Below are 18,311 nucleotides of genomic sequence, written 5' to 3'. Positions count from 1 at the left end.
ACCGTGATGCCTGACCCTCACGAAGGGACGAGCACGTGACCGCGCGCCGCGTGCTCGTCGCCGGAACCGGACTGCTGGGCGCGTCCGTCGGCCTCGCGCTGGCCGGCGCGGGCGCGGACGTCCAGCTTCTCGACACCGACCTGGGCGCGGTCGCGAAGGCCGAGGCGCGCGGCGCCGGGCGCGGCTGGGACGGGGCGCCGGTCGAGCTGGCAGTCCTCGCCACTCCGCCGCACGTCGTCGCCGAGTGCCTGGCGAAGCTCCAGCAGGCCGGGGCCGCCTCCGTCTACACCGACGTCGCGAGCGTCAAGCAGGCCGTCCTGGACGAGGCGGAGGAGCTCGGCTGCGACCTGAGCCGCTTCGTCGGCGGGCACCCGATGGCGGGCGGCGAGACGTCCGGGCCGGGCGCGGCCCGCGCCGACCTGTTCACCGGACGCCCCTGGGCGCTGTGCCCGGCGCCGGACGTCCCCAACGACGTCATGGACGCCGTGCTCCGCGCGGTGGCGGCGACCGGCGCCCGTCCCGTGTTCTGCACGGCCGCCGAGCACGACGCGGCCGTGGGGCTCGTCTCGCACGCGCCGCACATGGTCGCGTCCGCGCTGGCCGCGACGCTCGTGGACGCGCCGCCGCTCGCCCTCCACCTCGCCGGACGCGGCCTCGCCGACACCACCCGCATCGCCGCCGGGGACGTCACCCTCTGGCGGCACATCGTGCTCCGCAACCGCGTCCAGGTCGCCGAGGGCGTCCGGAAGGCCGCCGACCGGCTCGCCCGGCTGGCCGACGACCTGCACCTCGGCGACGCCGAGGCCGTCGAGGCGCTGCTCGCCGACGGCGCCGCCGGGCGCGCCCTCCTCGACTGACCCCTCCTCGACTGACCCCTCCTCGACTGAACCCTCCTCGACTGAACCCGTCGCGCCTCCCGCCGCCGATCGGATCGACCGCCACTTCGATCGACCACCGGTAGGAGCGCTCCCTCAGCCGTCCTGAACCGACCTAGTTGGCCTCGCCCGTCTCCTGCGCCGCGCGCAGGACCCGTTCCAGCCGCTCGCGCGCGACCTGGCCCGCGTCCTCCGCCGTCTGAAGGCGCAGGATGCGGGCCAGGTCGTGCCGGACGACCTCCGACGCGATCTCCTCCGCCTTCAGCAGCTCGGACGCGCTGGAGTAGGCGGCCGAGAGATCGGGGAGGCTGCGCGAGAACGTCCCCTCATCGCCGCGCAGCCACGCGACCAGCCCCTCGCCCTCGGTGTCGCCGAGCCGGTGGAACAGGTTCGCCGCGTCGCGGAGCAACCGCTCCTCTGCGACGCCGTCCCCGACGAGCTGCGCGCGGAACGCCAGCGACAGCGTCAGCGCCGCCTCGCCCCGGACGTTCCCGTCCCGCCGGACGCAGTCCATCGCCCCGTCCAGCAGGGTCGCCCACTCGGGGAAGTAGTCGCCCGTCTCGAACAGCGGCAGCGGCGCGACCGCCAGCTCCCAGCACGCCTCGCTCAGGTGGTACTCGGCCGCGCGCGTCGCCAGCGCCGTGAGCAGCGGCAACCGCGACGCGAGCCAGCCCTGCGCCGGACGCGTGACGTGCAAAGCGGGCGTCGAGTCCTGCGGCTGCCAGCGCGGGGCCTCGCCGCGCAGGCTCGCGTGCCGCCGGCCGTACAGCATCGCGTGCGCGGCGTCGGTCACCGCGAGCGCCGCGCCGACCGCGCGCTCCAGCGCCTTGGCCCGTTCCACCTCGGACTCCTCCTGCTCCAGCCGCTCCCAGGAGAACGCCCGGACCAGGTCGTGCACGGTGTAGGTGTAGTGGCCCGAGCCGTCCATCCCCTCGACCGTCGCCAGGTGCGCCTCGACCAGGTCCTCCAGCGCCTCGGCCGCGCGCCGGACCGTTCCGCCGATCAGCGCCGCGCCCTCCCACGCGGAGAAGCACGCCGAGCCGAGGAGGCTCACCCGGCGCAGCATCCGCTTGGCGTCCGGCGACAGCGGGTCGTAGCCCAGCTCCAGGCTGGACCGGATCTCGCAGCCCTCGATCGACAGCTCCGACAGGCGCTGCTGGATGTCGGCGAGCCGCGCCGCGAGCCTGCTGATCGGCCAGTGCGGGCGGGCCGCCAGCCGCGCGCCCGCGATGTCCAGCGCCAGCGGCACCCCGCCGCACAGCGTCGCCAGCTCGCGCACCGCGTCCGGCTCGGCGTCGACCCGCTCCGGACCGGCGTGCCGGGCGAGCAGCGCGCGGGCGTCGGCCGGGGTGAGCAGTGGCAGGTCCAGCCGCATCACCGCCGGGAACACCGTCAGCTTGGACTGGCTGGTGATCAGCACCCGGCAGCCCGGCCCGCCCGGCAGCAGCGGGCGCACCTGCTCGGTGCCCGCCGCGTCGTCCAGCAGGACGAGCAGCCGCCGGTCGGCGGTCAGCGTCCGGTACGCCGACGCGCGCTCGGCCAGGCCCTCGGGGATCTCGTCCGGCGGCATGCCGAGGCCGGCCAGGAACGTGCCGAGGATCCGCTCCGGATCGACCGGGCGGCGCCGCGCCCCGCCGAGGTCGGCGAACAGCTGGCCGTCCTCGAAGTGCTCGGCCACCCGGTGCGCGACCTCCACCGCCAGCGCCGTCTTGCCGTGCCCGCCGCCCGCGCTGACCGCGACGATCCGCTCGCCGCGCTCGTCGGTGAGCGCCTTGACCAGCGCGTCCACCTCCGGTCCGCGCCCGACCAGCGCCGCCGGACGGACCGGAAGCTGCCGCGGCACCCGCAGCCGGCTCGCGGGAGCCGGAAGCAGCGTCGAGTCGTGCCGGAGGATCTGCGTCTGCAGGTGGCGGACCTCGTTGCCCGGCTCGGCGCCCAGCTCGTCCAGGTTGCGGTGCAGGCGGTTGTACACGTCGAGCGCGTCGGACGAGCGGCCCGTCCGGTACAGCGCGAGCATTAACTGGGCGTGGAACCGCTCGTTGTGCGGGTTCTCGGCGGCCAGGCCCTCCAGCTCGGCCACGACCTCGCCGTGCCGCCCGCACTCCAGGTCGGCGGTGATGCGGCGTTCCAGCGCCGCGATGCGCATGCCGTCCCACAGCACCGCCTGCGACCGGACGACCTGGCTCGGCACGTCCTCCAGGGCCTCGCCCCGCCACAGCCCGAGCGCCTGCGCGAGCAGGTCGGCCGCGACGTCCGGACGCCCCTCGTGGAAGACCTGCCGCGCCTGCTCGACATGGGCGCTGAAGGAGAACGCGTCGATCCGCTCGTCCGCCACGTCCAGCAGGTAGCCGTGCGGATGCGTCACGATCAGGGGCGCCTCGCCGGGGCCGTCCCGGTCGCCGAGCATCGCGCGCAGCCGCGCCACGCCCGTCTGCGCCTGGTTGCGCGCCGTCTTCGGGGGATCGACGTCCGGGTAGAGGGCGTCGACGAGCTGGTCGAGGGTCACGACGGTGCGCGGCCGCAGCAGCAGCATCGCCAGCACCGTCCTGGCCCGCACGCCGGGTATGCGCACCGTCTCGTCCCCGCGCCAGGCCACGACCGGCCCGAGGATCCCAAACCTCACCGCTGGTTCCACTGCTCGCTCCCGTCGCACCGCGCGGCGCCGCGGCGGCCGGTGAGCGGCGCGTGGCCGACCGCACTGGCTGTTCCGGCGGGGAGGCACGCGCACAACACGCGGACAAGGGCGCGACAACCGCATCGGTCATCGTTGAAACAGTCGGAGAAACGCACGGATCGCCTTCACGCAGGCACGCAGTGTGAAATTGTCAACCCTTTATAAAACGTGCGCGTTACGGGAAGGTAAATCGGTATTCGGAATGTCTGCTATTGAAAATAGTATACGGACAATACCCGCCCGGCAGCAGCCGGACTGGCCCGATCCGGACGAGGCGCGCCGCGTCTCGGCCAAGCTCGCCGCGCTTCCCGGCCTGGTCACGGCCCGGCAGGTGCGCGCGCTGAACTCCCGGCTCGCGCAGGTCGCCGCAGGTGAGGCCCTGGTCCTCCAGGCCGGCGACTGCGCGGAGGACTTCGCCGAGTGCCACGCGGCGCCGGTCGCCCGCAAGGCCGAGCTGGTCCGCCGGCTCGCCGCCGTGATGGCGGGCCGCAGCGGCCTTCCGATCGTCCGGGTGGGACGCATCGGCGGGCAGTTCGCCAAACCCCGGTCAGATTCGTTCGAAACCGTGTCAGGGCAGAAAATCCCCAGCTACCGCGGCCACCTCGTGAACGCCCCCGCGCCCCTTGCGACCGCCCGCGTCCCCGACCCCGAGCGCATGCTGATCGGCTACGAGGCCGCGGAGCGCGTGCTCCGCTGCCTCGGCTGGATCGACGAGCCCGGCGGCCGCGCCAACGGCCTCTCCGGCGCCGTCCTGTGGACGAGCCACGAGGCGCTGCTGCTCGACTACGAGCTGCCGATGATCCACGACTCGCGGTACGGGCCCGTCCTCGCGTCCACGCACTGGCCCTGGATCGGGGAGCGCACCCGCCATTCGGACGGCGCGCACGTCGCCATGCTGGCCGCCGTCACCAACCCGGTCGCGTGCAAGGTCGGCCCCCGCTGCACCCCGTCCGAGCTGCTCGAACTCTGCTCCCTCCTCGACCCGGCGCGCGTCCCCGGCCGGCTCACCCTTATCTCCCGGATGGGCGCCGACAACGTCTCCGACGCCCTGCCCGAGCTGGTCGCGCGCGTCCGCGAGGCCGGGCACCCCGTGATCTGGCTCTGCGACCCGATGCACGGCAACACCTTCAAGCTGCCGAGCGGCCACAAGACCCGCCGCGTCGAGACCGTCATCGCCGAGACGGCGGGGTTCCACGACGCCGTCCGCCGGGCCGGCGGCGTGCCCGGCGGCCTGCACCTGGAAATCACCCCCGACGACGTCACCGAATGCATCGACGACAGCACCGGAACGGTCGCCCTGGAATCGCGTTACGGCTCTCTCTGCGACCCCCGGCTCAGTCCCGGACAAGCGGAATCGGTGGTCCGCGCTTGGCGCACTTCCCACCGGCTCGCCGCGTGACCTCCGTCCGCCCGCCCCGCCCCCGGCGGGCGGATGGAGAATTCCGCACCGAGTATCACGTTCGGATCACGCTTCATCGGGCGGAGCGAAGTCTCCGGGTGTGACCCGGAATGGCGCGGGTTAAGGTGAAGGACGCTTCTCGATTGGTCCCGTCGAGGAATTCCGGGGGTGCGGTGACGCGTCCGAACGACCCGCCCGAACCGCGCCGCGCTCCTGCCGACCGGCCGCCCTCCTTCCCCTTCCGGGCACGTGAGGCGGGCGAGCGCGAGCGTTCGTCCCGGTGGCTGGCCCGCGGCTGGCTGCTGCGCGACACCCCGGAACCCACCGCCGGGCACTGGCGTCTTACGACGGACGACTCTGCGAGACGGACGGGGCCTATGAAGAACGTCCTGGTGTGGCTGTCCGGAGCCGATCCCGAGATCCTGCGGCGGGCGACGACCGACCGCGCGAAGTACGTCGGGATCGGCGGCGCCGTCCTCACCACGGCGACGCTCGCGTCCGTCTCGATGTTCTTCGCGCTGCGCATGGCGGTCGGCGCGGCCGTGTGGGCGGCCGTCCTGCTCGCGATGATGTGGTTCCTGGTCATCCTGAACCTGGACCGCTGGCTCGTCGTCTCGCTCACCCGCAGCCAGGGCAAGGTGCTGACCGTCCTGCTGGCGCTGCCGCGCGTCGCGATGGCGCTGCTCTTCGGCGTGATCATCTCCACCCCGCTGGTGCTGCAGATCTTCAACGACGAGGTCGCGGTCGCGGTGGACCGCATCCACGACGACGACTCGCGCCGGTTCCAGCAGAACCTCGACAACGGGCCGGACGCCCAGCGCATCCGGGTGCTGGAGCAGCAGGAGGCGCAGCTGCTCAGGCAGCGCACCGGCGACGGCCTCGCCAACCCCGAGGACGACCCGGAGATCAAGCAGCTCCGCGCGCAGCTCCCGCCGCTGCAGAAGGAGTTCAACGACTACGACGACAAGGCCGCCTGCGAGCTGACCGGGGACCGCTGCAAGGGCACCAGCGGGCACAGCGGCGACGGCCCCCGCTACCAGAAGTTCGTCCGGCGGCGGGACGCGGCCAAGGCGCAGATCGACCAGATCAACAACCGGATCAGCACCAAGTCCGGCGCGCTCAACCAGGCCGCCGCCAAGAACAAGGACGTGCTGGTCGCGCAGGCGCAGCAGAAGCTGCCCGGCGTGCAGAGCGAGCTGAAGACGCTGCGCGATCGGCAGCTGTCCGACCGCAAGGCGTTCGAGAAGAACAACAAGAACAACACCGGGCTGCTCATCCGGCTGAAGGGCCTGGACCGGGCGTCGGCGGGCGAGAGCCAGCTCCAGTGGGCGCGGTTCCTGCTGTTCCTGTTCATCACCGTGCTGGAGTGCCTGCCGATCATCGTCAAGGTGCTGTCGCTGTTCGGGCCGCCCGGCGCGTACGACGAGGCCGTGGAGAAGGTCCGCGCCCGCGACCGGCTGCTGCTGGACGACCACGTCCGCAAGCAGGAGGGCGTCGGGCTGCGGGAGAACTCCGGCCACACCGACTTCGCGCGCCGCCTCCAGGAGCGCCGCGCCGAGCTGGTCGAGACGTCCGTCGGGGAGATCATCGACGTCGAGCGGCGGCTCCAGCGGCTCGAACTGGAACGCTGGGAGCGCGAGCAGCTCCGCCGGTTCACCGCCGAGAGCAACGGGTTCCCCGCCGAGAGCAGCGGGTTCCCCGCCGAGAGCAACGGGCACGCGCCGCACAACGGCTTCCCCGCGCCCGCGTCGCCCGCTCCTGCGGGCGGCCTCAGCCGGACGGCCCCGCCTGGCGGCCCGGCCGGGCCTGCGGCTGCGGCTGGGCAGCCCGTGTTCCGGCAGCCCCCGATGCCCGGGCAGCCCATGCCGCCGCAGCCGATGGCGCCGCAGCCGATGCCTGGGCACCCTGTGTCGGGGCAGCCTGTGTCGGGGCAGCCTCCTGTGTCCGGGCAGCCGATGCCGGGGCAGCCGGTGAATGGTGCTGGGGCGGCTTCGGGGTGGGGGCCGCCGCTTCCGAACGGTTCGGGTGGCGGCGGGCCTACGGGTGAACGCGTTCGTCCGGCGGGGGAGCGCGCGCTTCCGGCGACGGCCGTCCAGCCACGGCGGGGCCGCGCGCTGGGCCGCCTGACCCGTTGGTTCGGCGGACGGGACGGGCGGTGACCTGGATCCGGCAGGCGGGGGACTCCGATGGAACCTGACATGCCGCTGCCTCCAGAACCCGGCGCCCTGGAACCTGGCGTATTGGCGGCCGACGCTTCGGAGCCGGATGCCTCGCTGCCGCTGGTTCCTGACGCGTCGCTGCCGTGCCCGGTGTGCGGGTTCGTCCCGGCCGGTTCCACGTGCGGCGACTGCTCCTGGACTCCCCCGGACACCGAGGATTTCGAGGCGTGCCTGAGCGAGGCGCGCCTGCGCTACGACCTGCGCGCCGCCGCACGTGTGGGCGATGCGGCGCGACCGTTCGTCCGCGGCGTCCCGGACGACGAGCAATGGGCGCGGGCAGGTGTGGAGGCCGAGCGGGAGCGGACGCGCCTGCTCGACCAGTCGATGGCGGCCGCGGTACCCGACGTCGGCGGCTGGACGCTCCAGTTCGGCCGTCCCGACCTGAGTCGCGACCCGTCCACGTGGGGCGCGCAGTGGGCGTTCGACGAGGTCGTCCGGCACGACGGCGCGGCGCCGGTGCTGATCGACGTCGGCGCGGACGGCGTGTCGGTGCTGGTCGTCCGCCCGGACGCCGTGGACGGGCCGGACGATCCGTGGTCGGTCGAGGAGCATCCCTGGGAGCGGTTCGCCGCCGTGCCGCTCTCGTCCGATGCCGGCGAGCGCGCGTTCCAGGTCGCGGGCGGCCTGCACGGCGTGGACCGCGCGCGCCTCGGCGAGGCCCTCGATACCGGGCTCGCCCGGATCGTCGAGCGGCTCCCCTTCGGTGTCACGACGCTGCTCGTCGATTCCGCGCCGGGTTGGGTCGTCCCGGGCCTTGCGCTCGCCCGGCTGAGCGCGCTGCGTCCGGACGCGCGGATCGTCCGGTCCGAGCGTCCCGCAGCGGACGAGCTGGCGGACGCCGTCGCACGCCTGCCGCTGCGCATGCCGTACTGGCTCGTCGTCGGCCAGTACGACGCCCAATCTGATGGGGGGTTCGGTGCGCCGGGCGCCGAGCCGGTGCTCGTGCCGCTGTTCCCGGCCGGGACGACTGCCGGGCAGGAGACGGTCGTGCGGGTCGCGCGCGGGCCCGGCGGCGCGGACAACGACGTCGTCCTCGCGGTCGTCGCCGCGCCGGAGCATCCGCCGATGATGTTCGAGCCGCGGCCGGTGTCCGTCCAGGCGACGCGGCTGCCGCGCGGCGCGCTGTCGCTGCGCGCCGCGCTCGACGGGCCCGGGCGCGTCCGCTGGCCGGACGTCGCCGACCTCCGGCCCGACACGCGTCCGCTCGACCAGTTGTACGCGCAGACGCGCGCCTGTCCCGCGCCGCCCGCCGCCGTCGAGGTGCTGTGCGCGATCGAGCTGGGCGGCCAGGCGGGGCAGGCGGCCGCCCGCCGCGCGCTGCTCGCGGGCACGCTGGAGCTGATCGGCGCCGACCTGGGGGAGCGCGCCGCGGTGTCGGTCCGCGGGTACCGCGAGCACTCGTTCGAGCTGGGCGAGGAACGCGACGCGGTCGTGGAGGGCGTCTGGAAGGCCGTCCCCGACCAGGCGCTCGACGCCTTCGCCGCCCTCCCGCACCGGACGCAGCCGTACCAGTCCGACGCGGCGCCGCTGGAGGACGCGCTGGCCGAGATCGTCGACTTCCTGGAGCGGGAGCGGAACGCGCACGGCTGGCTCCGCGAGCTGCACCACCCGCCGTTCCGCGTGCTGGCCGTTTTCGCGGGGCGCCCGCCGCATCCGCGCGGCCAGGGGCAGGACCCGCTGCGCGAGCTGGCCCAGCCCTGCCCGCGCAAGGACGACTGGCGCGCGGCGGCCGACGCGCTGCGCCGGCTCGGGGTCCGGCTCGTCGCCGTCCTGGACGCGGCGACCGACCCCGACCGCGATTACTGGACGGCGCTCGGCGCGCACTGCCGGCTCACCCTGGAGGGCCTGACGCCGCGCGCGCTGGCCGAGGCCATGGGGATCGTCCCGCCCGGCGGCGCGAGCATGCCGTTCCCGCTGCTGGCATCCGTCCCCGTGAAAGGCGATCCCGCATGACCGAGCCGTCAGCACCCCCGCCGCAGCCCGGGCCGTCCGGGCCGCCTGGGCCGTCCGGGCCGCCTGGGCCGTCCGGGCCGCCTGGGCCGTCCGGGCCGCCTGGGCCGGTCGGGCCGGTCGGGACCGAGGCCGCCGAGAACGCGGTCGTCCCGCCGGAGGCTCCGGCAGAGGCGGCCCCGCCGGAGGAGGCGCGTCCCGGACGGACCAATATCGGCATCTGGGGCGCGCCGCAGAGCGGCAAGACGACGTTCCTCGCCGCGCTGCGCATCGCGATGAGCCTCGGTGAGCCGGGCTGGCGGCTGGACGGCGCGAACGACGGCTCGACCGCGTTCCTCGCGTCCAGCACCGACCAGCTCAGCGAGCAGCGCGTCTTCCCGTCCGCGACGACCTCCTCGGAGAAGCTGTCCTGGCGGCTGCACGGGACGCGCCCGGTGAAGGAGCGGACGAAGTGGTACCGGCCGGGCAAGAAGGTCAGCGTCCCGGTCCGGGTGAACCTGGACTTCGTGGACCCGCCCGGCCGCCTCTTCGACAGCCGCGCGGCGTCCGAGCCCGCCTCGTCCGGCGGCGGCGCGGCCTCGGGATCGGGCGGCGGACCGCGGTTCGCGACCGGATCGCCCGAACCGTCCCGGCGCAGTGAGGGCGGCGGCGGGCGCGACCGGCGCGAGCTGGTCGAGCACCTGGCCGCGTGCGGCGGGCTGATCCTGCTGCTGGACCCGACCCGCGAGCGCGAGGCCCGCGACTCCTACCAGTTCTTCAACCGGACGATCCTGGAGATCAGCCAGCGCGCCCCGGCGAGCCCGAACGACCACTACCTCCCGCACCACCTGGCCGTCTGCATCACCAAGTACGACCACCTGTGGGTGCGCGACATCGCCCGGCAGGGCGGCTACGAGTCGGTCACCGACCCCGAGTTCCTGTTCCCGGCCGTGCACGCCGAGGTCGCCGAGCGGTTCTTCGAGGAACTGTGCCGCGCCGACGGCATCGGTAACATCGACGCGATCCGCCGCGAGATCAGGCAGCACTTCTCCCCCGACCGCACCCGCTACTTCGTGACGTCCGCGGTGGGCTTCTACATCGACCCGTCCACCGGGAGGTTCGACGACGAGAACTACAGCAACCTCGTCCGCCGGACCCATCCGGACGGCTCGACCTCGATGCACCTGCGCGGCAAGGTCCGCCCGATCAACGTGATGGAGCCGATCATGTGGCTGGTGGACCGGCTGGCCGGGCAGGCGCCGGGCTCGCCCGGCCGCGGCGGCGGGGGAAGCGGGAGCGGCGGATGACGGCGGACCGGGGGATGACGGCGGGACGGGGGATGATCGGTCTCTCCGCCGGGTGGGCCGTGCGCGGCAAGGCCCCCGGCAGCTACGACGACTACGGCATCCTCGGCAGCGGCGGGAGCGACTTCGGCGCGGACGACTTCACCGCCATCCTCGACCGCTACACGCTGGGGAACCCGCCGCCCGAGCGCGGCGGGCCCGAGGCGCTGCCCTGGATCAGCCTCACCGAGGTCCTGGACGACCGCGGCAGCTACCTCGGCGTCGCCATCCACGACTGGACGGACGCCACCGACGCGGCAGGCCGTCCTATCGTCCGGACGCGGTACGGCTGCTTCCCCTACGACCAGTTCGTCCAGGCACCGGTTTCCTATGCGAGCCTCGTGCGCGCGGTATCGGGTCTCGGGGCGGACGGCTTCGCGCCTAATGCACTGGACGTTCCGGCCTATGCGCCGGAAGACATCGTCCGCGACATCGAGGACCACAACTGGCTGGGCCGCGCCGCCACGACCGCTGCGCTTCTGCTCGAAGGCCCTGTCACCATCGTCGGCGCGGACGATCTGGACCATCTCGTTAGGCTCCGCTTCCTGGACGCCGTCGCTGCGCTGCTTCCCTTCGGGTGGCGTCCCCGGTTCACAGCTGCGACCTGGCTGCGTGGGGGCAACTCCACGATCCGGCTGACGTTCGCCTACCACCCGCGTCCGGGCGACTTCGAACTCGACTGGCGCGTTACGGAACCGCAGCCGCCGTCCGACGCGCCGCTCTCCCTCGCGTACGCGCGCGAACTGCGCCGCACGATCGCGCACCGCAGCCTGCTTGAGGTCGTCGCCTACCTGTCCCGGCGGTGCGACTCCATGGTGAACGTGGATCCGAACCGCATCTACGACCTGCTGGTGGATCTGGACCGTCCGGCTCTCGTACTGGACCGCGTGCGGCGTAACGAGGTCGACGCGTCCGAAGTGGCCGCGCTACTGGAAAGCGGACGCTACAAGGAGCTTCCGCGTAAGAGCGACCACGAACTGCTCCTCGCAGCGCTGATCCGCCTCGGCGGGGGACTGCAAAGCGTCCAGGCCGTCTGGCATGAGCTTGGTGTGGGCGTCCCTAGCGAACCGTGGCGCGCGGTAACCGGCGAGGTTCTACGACGCGTTCGGAACGCTGAAGATGCGACTCCCTACCTGCATCTGGCCGAAGCCCTAGGACACACGGACGAACTCCTAGCCGAAGTCGCCGGATCCTCACGCGACCCAAGGCTCGGACTGGCGCCTGTTCAAGCCGCGGCAAACCTCATTGCGCGCTGGACCGATCCGTTCACGGCCAACCGTCCGTCCACCCTGCGCGCCCTCCGCGGCCACTCCACCCTGATCTGCGCGCTGATAGGCGATCTGGACGCCGGTGACGTCCGGCGCGAGGACGCATGGCTCGACCTCCTCGCCGGATTCGCCCCGGACGACCTCCTGCACCCTTTCCGAGTGCTGCGCGTATCCGACATGACCGTCTCGCCGCAGGAGATCGGCGCGTTCGCCAAGCACGGCGCGGACTGCGTGGCCCTCCTGGTCGGCTCGGCCGCCCGCCGCGGACGCCTCGACCGCCTCGCCGCCGTCCTGATCCGGTGGGTCACCGGCCTCCCCGCGTCCGAACGCGCCGGCTGGCTGGGTCGGCTGCACGACGTCCAGCCGACGCAGGGCGCGGACGCCGCCGTCCTGGACGTCCTGCGGATGAGCGCGGGCCAGCCGCCCGTCCACCTTGAGGCCGCCGACCGGCACGCCTACACGGCCACGTTCCGCCAGCTGGTCACCGACGAATCCCTGCGCCGCTTCAGCAGCAACATCCAGCACGCGCTCGTCGAACACATGCGGGACCTCACCTGGGCGCACGACCCCGACCAGGTCGCCATGCTCCTCGCCCTCACCGAGGCCCTGTGCGCGGTGGACGGCCAGAACCGCTCGGCGATCGTCGAGGCGGTCGTCCGCGGTCGCGCCGCCAACCCCGACATGTCCGACTGGCCGGTCTACGGCCGCTGGTGGCCGGACGCCGCCGCCCGCTACCCGGGCATCGCCGCCGACGAGTACCGGACCGTCCTGTGCGCCGTCCCGTACGACGCGCCCGTCCACACCGTCGGCCGCCTCATCGCCGAGGCGACGGCCCGCGGCATGGCGCCGATGACCCTGCTCCGCCACCTGGACGCCTCGTTCTGGCCGATCACCGGCCCCGCCCTCCTGGCCGCCGCGCTCGAAGCCCGCATGATCGCCATGCACCGCTACCGCGACCCGCAGGGCCAGGCGGACGAGGCGATGCGCCTCCTCATCAAGACCGCGCACGACGCGTCCGAGAACCTCGGCCGCGAACTCCGCGACGCCGTCGACGCCCGCCTCCTCAGCGAGCTGACCTTCCCCCTGAACCTCACCGAGGCGACGTCCCTGACGCCGTCCCAGGACGAGATCGAGATCAGCGACCGGACCCGCGGCACCCTGGAGGCCGCCGAATCCAAGATCCGCTCCCTCCAGGGCCGCCGCACCATCCTGGGCCGCCGCAAGAACTAGCGCCCCTCCAGCCGCCGCAGGTGCTCCGGAGGCTCGATCCCCTCCTTCAGCGACGGATCGGCCTCCAACCGCCCCCACCGGACGCTCATCGGCAGCACCCCGGCCCAGACCGGCAGCTCGGCGTCCGGCGAGTCCCCGTCGTCCGGCGGCCCGACCCGGATCTTGACCGACGCCTCCTCCAGCGACAGCGCCAGCAGCGACGTCGCCACCAGCTCCTTCTTGCTGGGCCGCCGCGCATAGTCCCACTGCCCCGGCACCGAGTGCTCGCTGAGCACCCGCAACCCCTCAAGCTTCTCGTCCGGATCCGTGAGCACCCGCGGCGTCCCGTAGATCATCGCGCTCCGGTAGTTCACCCCGTGCTCGAACAGCGACCGCGCGAGCACCAGCCCGTCCACGTGCGTGACGGTCACACAAACCTCACCCAGCGGCCCGGCGACAAGACTCCGGCTGGCCACCGACCCGTGGAAGTACAGCGTCTCCCCGTCACACCCGTACACCGTGGGCACCACCATCGGCGTCCCGTCCACCACGACCCCCACATGGCAGACGAACCCCGCGGCCAGAATCGCATCCAGCTCCGCGCGCTCCCGACTCCCCTGAGCCCGCAACCGCCGATGCCGAGTCCGCTCATTCTCCGGCAAAACCGAATCCACACACGCCTCCGGCCATAAAGGACAACCCCCAGATCATCCCCCAACTCCGTCGTCGTCGCCGCTCCGTTAGCGCTTCCGCTCTCACCCCCGCAGCACGACCCGCCCCCCGAACCCGCCCCGCTCACTCGCCTTGGCCGCCCGCGCGTCCTCCAACTCGTCCGGCGACATCCCATGCCACCCCGCCAGCGCGTGCAGCACTTCCAGAACATCGGCCAGCTCGGCCGGATCGCCGTCGGCGAGGTACTCGTCGACCTCTTCCCGCAGCTTCGCGCGAAGCAGCGCGGCGTACTCGTCCACACTCGCGGTCCGAACGTCCGGCACCCGCCCGCTCCCGCGGATGATCTCAGGGATCCGATCCCGCACGAGCTTCTCGCCCACCTGCCCCATGCCGAGATCCTACGAACGCCGCTCCCTCAACTCACGATGTGCGCGTAGACCTCACGGACGAACCTCTTCCACGCCTCCGGCTCGCCGTGCTGGAGACCCCCTTGCGCGAGCGTCAGCGCCAAGGTCTTCCGCAACGGATGCGGAGAGTTCATGATCTCGGTGTTGCGCATCGCCAGCCGCGCCATCTCGTCCGGGAACGGCAGCCGCGCGCCCTTCGGGCCGTTGCAGGCGCGGTGCGCCGGCGCCATGTTCCACACCGCGTCCAGATCGGGCCCCGCCCACCGCCCGCCGGCACCGAACCGGTTCATCAGGGAAAAGGGGAACATGTGCTCCACCTCGTCCTCGTCGTCGGGGGTGAGCGGCTGGTCGCAGAGCAGGCAGCGGCCGTGGTAGAAGCCGGTGAGCGCCTCGCGGACACCGGTGACCGCGCGGCGGCGGTGCTTGTCGTAGAGCCGTCCTTCCGCGTGGTCGACCACGAAGCCGTCCGCCATCAGCGACGCGCCGATCCCGGTGGCGAAGGAGGTCTCGACGATGCTCCAGCGGGCCGACAGCTCGTCGTCCAGCAGCGCGGCCTGCTCCGAGCGCGCGACCGCCTGGAGGTCCGGGGTCAGCAGGACGACCCGGTCGCGCCGCGATCCGGTGATCCCGTAGAAGCGGTGCGGGATCTCGCCGCCCGCGAGGTTGTGGAACTTCTGCATGACCATCTGCGGCATGTTGGACATCGCCGCGTCCACCAGCCGTTCGGTCGGACGACCGATCTTGCTGCTCTCCTCGGCCTCGGCTGCGACCAGGGCGAGGAAGTCGCTCTCGCCCTGCGGCACCTTCGGAGACACCTGCGGCGCGCGGGCGGAATGGTCGAGCAGGCCGGCCGCGTAGGCGAGGGCCAGCTCCGCCAGGGAGATCTCGGTGCGGCCTTCGCGGGCGGCGGTGAGCAGGGCGGTTCCGAGGGCGAACTTGTAGGTGCGCGAGTTCGCGCCCATCAGGACGGCCATGCGCCACGAGGCGCGGGGGGTCGGGTCCAGCCGGAAGAAGGCGTCGCTCATCTTGACCCCCGCAAGCTCGACATGTGTACCAAGTCTAAGAAGTCGGACATCTCTGTGCGGGGGCTTGCGGGGTGGGGGCGGAGGGTGGTGGGGGGTGGGGGGCGGTTCTAGGGTGGGCGGGTGGATGCTCGGGGTTGGGATGAGCGGTACGGCGGGCGGGAGCTGGTGTGGTCCTCGGGGCCGAACCGGTTCGTGGCCGAGGAGTGCGCGGACCTGGTGCCCGGGAGGGCGCTGGACCTGGCCTGCGGGGAGGGGCGGAACGCGCTGTGGCTGGCCGAGGCCGGGTGGACGGTCACGGCGGTCGACTTCTCGGCGGTCGCCATCGGGCGGGCCCGGGGGGTGGCGGAGCAGCGGGGGGTCTCGGCCGAGCTGCTCGTCGAGGACGTGACGGTGTGGACGCCGCCCGCGGGGGTGTTCGACCTCGTGGTGATCGCGTACCTGCACCTGCCGGAGATGGACGGGGTGCTCGGGCGGGCGGCGGAGGCGCTGGCGCCCGGCGGGGTGCTGGTGTTCGTCGGGCATGACCGGACGAACCTGGTGGACGGGGTGGGTGGGCCGCAGGATCCGGACGTCCTGCACACGCCGAGCGGGGTCACGGCGGCACTGCCCGGGCTGACGGTGCAGCGGGCCGAGCGGGTGAAGCGGGCCGTGGAGGTGGACGGCGAGCCGCGGTTCGCCGTGGACACGCTGGTCAGAGCCGTCCGGCCGCCCTGCTGCTGACTTTTTCGGCGGGCCGGGAATGCCTGGCGGGGGCCTGCCGTTACATCACACGTGGCCGATGTGCCTGGTGTCCCCGGGCCTCATCTATCGCCTTCACGGAATACCGTCCGGCTGGAGCCGTGTTGAGCTTTTCGCCGAGAGGCGACCCGCACATCGGTCAGACGTGGCGGAGCCCCGCCAGGATCTCGGTCCTGGCGGGGCTCCGTTCTTTGGGAGACTCGGCGGTATGGGTCTTGCTTCGCATCTGGAAGAACTCGGTCAGCCGTGGGTCGATCGGCAGCTCGCCCATCCGGTGGTGGCGGGGATCGCCCGCGGTGATCTCGACGTGGCCGTCTTCCGGTCATGGCTGGAGCAGGACTACCTCTTCCTGCTCGACTACGTGCGCGTGTTCTCGCGGCTCGCGTGGCAGGCGCCGTCCGCGCATCTGGGCGACCTGGTCGATCTCGCGCACGCGACCTTCCACGAGGAGCTGAGCCTGCACCGGGGTCTCGCCTCGGAGTTCGGCGCCGATCTGGACGGTGCGGAGAAGGGCGCGCCCTGCGCCGCGTACACCCGGTTCTTGTTGGACTCGGCGGCTGATTACGGCGAGGGTCTTGCCGCGTTGTATCCCTGTATGTGGGGCTATTCGACGCTGGGTGCGCGGCTCGCGGAGAAGCCGCCGTCCGAGCCCCGGTACCGGCGCTGGGTCGATACGTATGCCGATCCCGGGTTCGCGGAGCTGACGCGGCGCATCGCTCAGATGATCGACGAAGCCGACCCTGATAGGGGACGTGCCGAGGCGCTGTTCCTGGAGGGGATGCGGCACGAGTTGGCCTTCTGGGACGTCCCTCGGTAGCGGCGGCCGATAGCGGTCAGCGGGCGGTCTGGGCGGTCTGGGCGGCCCGGGCGGTCCGGGCGGTCAGTAGGCGCCGTTGCCGGTGAGGACGGCTCGGGCCGTCCTCCAGAGGATCTGCAGGTCGAGCAGCAGGGACCAGTTCTCGACGTACTGCAGGTCGAGCCGGACGGCCTCGTCCCAGGACAGGTCGGAACGGCCGCTGACCTGCCAGAGTCCGGTGAGGCCGGGCTTGACGGCGAGCCGCCGGTAGACGTCCTGCCCGTACTGCTCGACCTCCTCGGGCAGCGGCGGACGCGGTCCGACCAGCGACATCTCGCCGCGCAGCACGTTGACCAGCTGCGGCAGCTCGTCGATGGAGTAGCGGCGCAGGACGCGTCCGATCCGGGTGACCCGCGGGTCGCGCTTCAGCTTGAACAGCACCGACCCGTTCTCGACGCGCCCGGACAGTTCGAGCTTGCGGCGTTCGGCGTCGGTGACCATCGTGCGGAACTTCACCATGCGGAACCGGCGTCCGGCGCGTCCGATCCTGGTCTGCAGGAAGAACGCCGGGCCGGGGTCGGTGGTCCGGACGGTGACCGCGACGGCGGCCAGCAGCGGCGAGATCGCGATCAGCAGCAGCGCGGCCGTGACCCGGTCGAACGCGGCCTTGGCGGCGCGCGCCGGGCCGGTCAGCTCGGGATGGTCGATGTGCAGCAGCGAGAACCCCGCGACCGGGCGGATCGTCAGCCGCGGACCGGCCACGTCGAGGAGGGCCGGAGACACGAAAAGGTCTGTCCGAAACTTCTCCAGCCGCCAGGCGAGCCGGCGCAGCCGGACCCCGCCCAGCTCGACGCACGGCAGCACCGCGACCGCGTCCGCGTGGCAGCGTTCGACCACCTCGGGGACGTCCTCGAAGCCGCCCAGGACCAGCACGCCCTCGACGGACTCGCCGGGCGGTTCGGGCGCGCAGACCGCGACGACCTCCATGCCGTGGTGGGGTCTCAGGGACAGTTCGCGGACGAGGTCCGCAACCCCGTCGCTGTACCCGACCGCAACGACCCGCCGCATGCAGTCGCCGTGCTCGCGGGCCCGGTGCAGGCGCGCCCGCGCGGTGTGCCGGGCCGCCACCTCAAGGGTCACGAGCAGCGGCAATGCGAGGATCACATAACCGCGCGCGACTTCCGCCTTGGTCGCGTAGGAGAGGATCGCGACGGACGCCGTCAGCGCGATACCGGCATTCAGTACCTTCCGATATTCCCCCGCGCCGCTGCCCAGAAATCGGTGGTCGTAGCAGCCGGCGAACGACAGCCAGGGCACCCAGACGAGCGGCAGGCCGATCGCCAGGAGGATGTCGGGCCATCGCCCGCTCTCGTCCCAGCCGGAGAACCGGAGCGCGAAACCGGCGACGCCGGCGGTGGCCGCGCAGGCCAGATCCAGCACGACCAGGAGCTGGACGTACCGGGCGAACCAGGTCGCGCGGACCGCGATCCGGGTGCCCGTACCCGAGTTAACGCCGTCAATAACGGTCACTTGTGGTGCCCCCGAAAACAACGTCTTTTGCCCTGAAAAGCCATTCCGCCGGATGTGTGCGCGTTGCACGGTTTCCGTGTGTCGCCGCAGAGCTGACTGGGCCATTGATAACCCGCCGCCGACGCGCGGCAAAGCGGGAGTCGGTGGCCGTATGTGGTCAGAGCGAAATTGCAGGAAATTGTGAACCCCGTCGCTATTGTCTGTCGCGTCGGGGCGGCAGGAGGGGC

The 18,311-nt window shown here is 72.7% G+C and carries 13 protein-coding genes; 8 read left to right on the top strand and 5 right to left on the bottom strand.

The window, feature by feature from the left end; genetic code table 11:
• The first annotated feature begins 35 nt into the window (after positions 1-35).
• Complete coding sequence (locus FHU30_RS16980; protein WP_253876815.1) at positions 36-857, top strand: prephenate dehydrogenase/arogenate dehydrogenase family protein; 822 nt, start codon at positions 36-38, stop codon at positions 855-857.
• 133 nt (positions 858-990) lie between these two features.
• Here the strand turns inward: FHU30_RS16980 and FHU30_RS16975 are convergent, their stop codons facing one another.
• Positions 991-3,498, bottom strand: coding sequence for an AfsR/SARP family transcriptional regulator (locus FHU30_RS16975; protein WP_253876814.1), 2,508 nt, complete (start codon positions 3,496-3,498; stop codon positions 991-993).
• Positions 3,499-3,751: 253 nt separating this feature from the next.
• Between FHU30_RS16975 and FHU30_RS16970 the strand changes: the two genes are divergently transcribed.
• From FHU30_RS16970 to FHU30_RS16950, 5 genes are all read left to right on the top strand, one after another.
• Entirely contained in the window at positions 3,752-4,948 is a 1,197-nt protein-coding gene (locus FHU30_RS16970; protein WP_253876813.1) for a 3-deoxy-7-phosphoheptulonate synthase, read from the top strand.
• Between the two features lie 173 nt (positions 4,949-5,121).
• On the top strand, positions 5,122-7,107 hold the full coding sequence (locus tag FHU30_RS16965) for a DUF4407 domain-containing protein (RefSeq protein WP_253876812.1): 1,986 nt from the start codon (positions 5,122-5,124) through the stop codon (positions 7,105-7,107).
• Positions 7,108-7,146: 39 nt separating this feature from the next.
• Positions 7,147-9,120 carry an amino acid adenylation domain-containing protein gene (locus FHU30_RS16960; protein WP_253876811.1) on the top strand — a complete coding sequence of 658 codons (1,974 nt, stop codon included), beginning with the start codon at positions 7,147-7,149 and terminating at the stop codon, positions 9,118-9,120.
• The gene (locus tag FHU30_RS16955) at positions 9,117-10,403 is read left to right on the top strand and encodes a hypothetical protein (protein ID WP_253876872.1); all 1,287 of its coding nucleotides are present in this window, start codon (positions 9,117-9,119) and stop codon (positions 10,401-10,403) included. Before FHU30_RS16960 ends, FHU30_RS16955 begins: the two co-directional genes overlap by 4 nt.
• Positions 10,404-10,435: 32 nt before the next feature.
• Entirely contained in the window at positions 10,436-12,937 is a 2,502-nt protein-coding gene (locus FHU30_RS16950) for a hypothetical protein (protein WP_253876810.1), read from the top strand.
• Here FHU30_RS16950 and FHU30_RS16945 read toward each other — a convergent pair.
• The 3 genes from FHU30_RS16945 to FHU30_RS16935 form a co-directional block, all read right to left on the bottom strand.
• Positions 12,934-13,590: a pyridoxamine 5'-phosphate oxidase family protein gene (locus FHU30_RS16945; RefSeq protein WP_372503895.1), complete on the bottom strand. Its 657-nt coding sequence runs from the start codon at positions 13,588-13,590 to the stop codon at positions 12,934-12,936. The two genes, FHU30_RS16950 and FHU30_RS16945, sit on opposite strands and share 4 nt — an antisense overlap.
• Before the next feature lie 81 nt (positions 13,591-13,671).
• A complete protein-coding gene (locus FHU30_RS16940; RefSeq protein WP_253876807.1) occupies positions 13,672-13,977 on the bottom strand; it encodes a nucleoside triphosphate pyrophosphohydrolase in 306 nt (101 codons plus the stop codon).
• 26 nt (positions 13,978-14,003) lie between these two features.
• Positions 14,004-15,020: an HNH endonuclease family protein gene (locus FHU30_RS16935; protein WP_253876805.1), complete on the bottom strand. Its 1,017-nt coding sequence runs from the start codon at positions 15,018-15,020 to the stop codon at positions 14,004-14,006.
• A 120-nt stretch (positions 15,021-15,140) separates the two neighbouring features.
• Here FHU30_RS16935 and FHU30_RS16930 point away from each other — a divergent pair, with 120 nt between their 5' ends.
• Positions 15,141-15,740 carry a class I SAM-dependent methyltransferase gene (locus tag FHU30_RS16930; RefSeq protein WP_253876803.1) on the top strand — a complete coding sequence of 200 codons (600 nt, stop codon included), beginning with the start codon at positions 15,141-15,143 and terminating at the stop codon, positions 15,738-15,740.
• Positions 15,741-15,966: 226 nt separating this feature from the next.
• Positions 15,967-16,575, top strand: a complete 609-nt coding sequence (locus FHU30_RS16925) for a TenA family protein (protein ID WP_253876801.1) — start codon at positions 15,967-15,969, stop codon at positions 16,573-16,575.
• A gap of 63 nt (positions 16,576-16,638) precedes the next feature.
• On the opposite strand, the gene FHU30_RS16920 is transcribed toward FHU30_RS16925, so the two are convergent.
• Complete coding sequence (locus FHU30_RS16920; RefSeq protein WP_253876799.1) at positions 16,639-18,084, bottom strand: sugar transferase; 1,446 nt, start codon at positions 18,082-18,084, stop codon at positions 16,639-16,641.
• Positions 18,085-18,311: the final 227 nt, after the last annotated feature.

Source organism: Actinomadura rupiterrae, assembly GCF_024172125.1.
Taxonomy (GTDB): domain Bacteria; phylum Actinomycetota; class Actinomycetes; order Streptosporangiales; family Streptosporangiaceae; genus Spirillospora; species Spirillospora rupiterrae.
The sequence above is the reverse complement of the archived record's forward strand: the minus strand, read 5'-3'. Positions and strand labels throughout refer to the sequence as shown.

Coding starts and splice junctions, on each gene's coding strand:
- FHU30_RS16935 (WP_253876805.1), bottom strand. CDS start 15,020: ATGAGCGACGCCTTCTTCCGGCTGGACCCGACCCCCCGCGCCTCGTGG.
- FHU30_RS16940 (WP_253876807.1), bottom strand. CDS start 13,977: ATGGGGCAGGTGGGCGAGAAGCTCGTGCGGGATCGGATCCCTGAGATC.
- FHU30_RS16950 (WP_253876810.1), top strand. CDS start 10,436: ATGATCGGTCTCTCCGCCGGGTGGGCCGTGCGCGGCAAGGCCCCCGGC.
- FHU30_RS16925 (WP_253876801.1), top strand. CDS start 15,967: ATGGGTCTTGCTTCGCATCTGGAAGAACTCGGTCAGCCGTGGGTCGAT.
- FHU30_RS16955 (WP_253876872.1), top strand. CDS start 9,117: ATGACCGAGCCGTCAGCACCCCCGCCGCAGCCCGGGCCGTCCGGGCCG.
- FHU30_RS16960 (WP_253876811.1), top strand. CDS start 7,147: ATGCCGCTGCCTCCAGAACCCGGCGCCCTGGAACCTGGCGTATTGGCG.
- FHU30_RS16970 (WP_253876813.1), top strand. CDS start 3,752: ATGTCTGCTATTGAAAATAGTATACGGACAATACCCGCCCGGCAGCAG.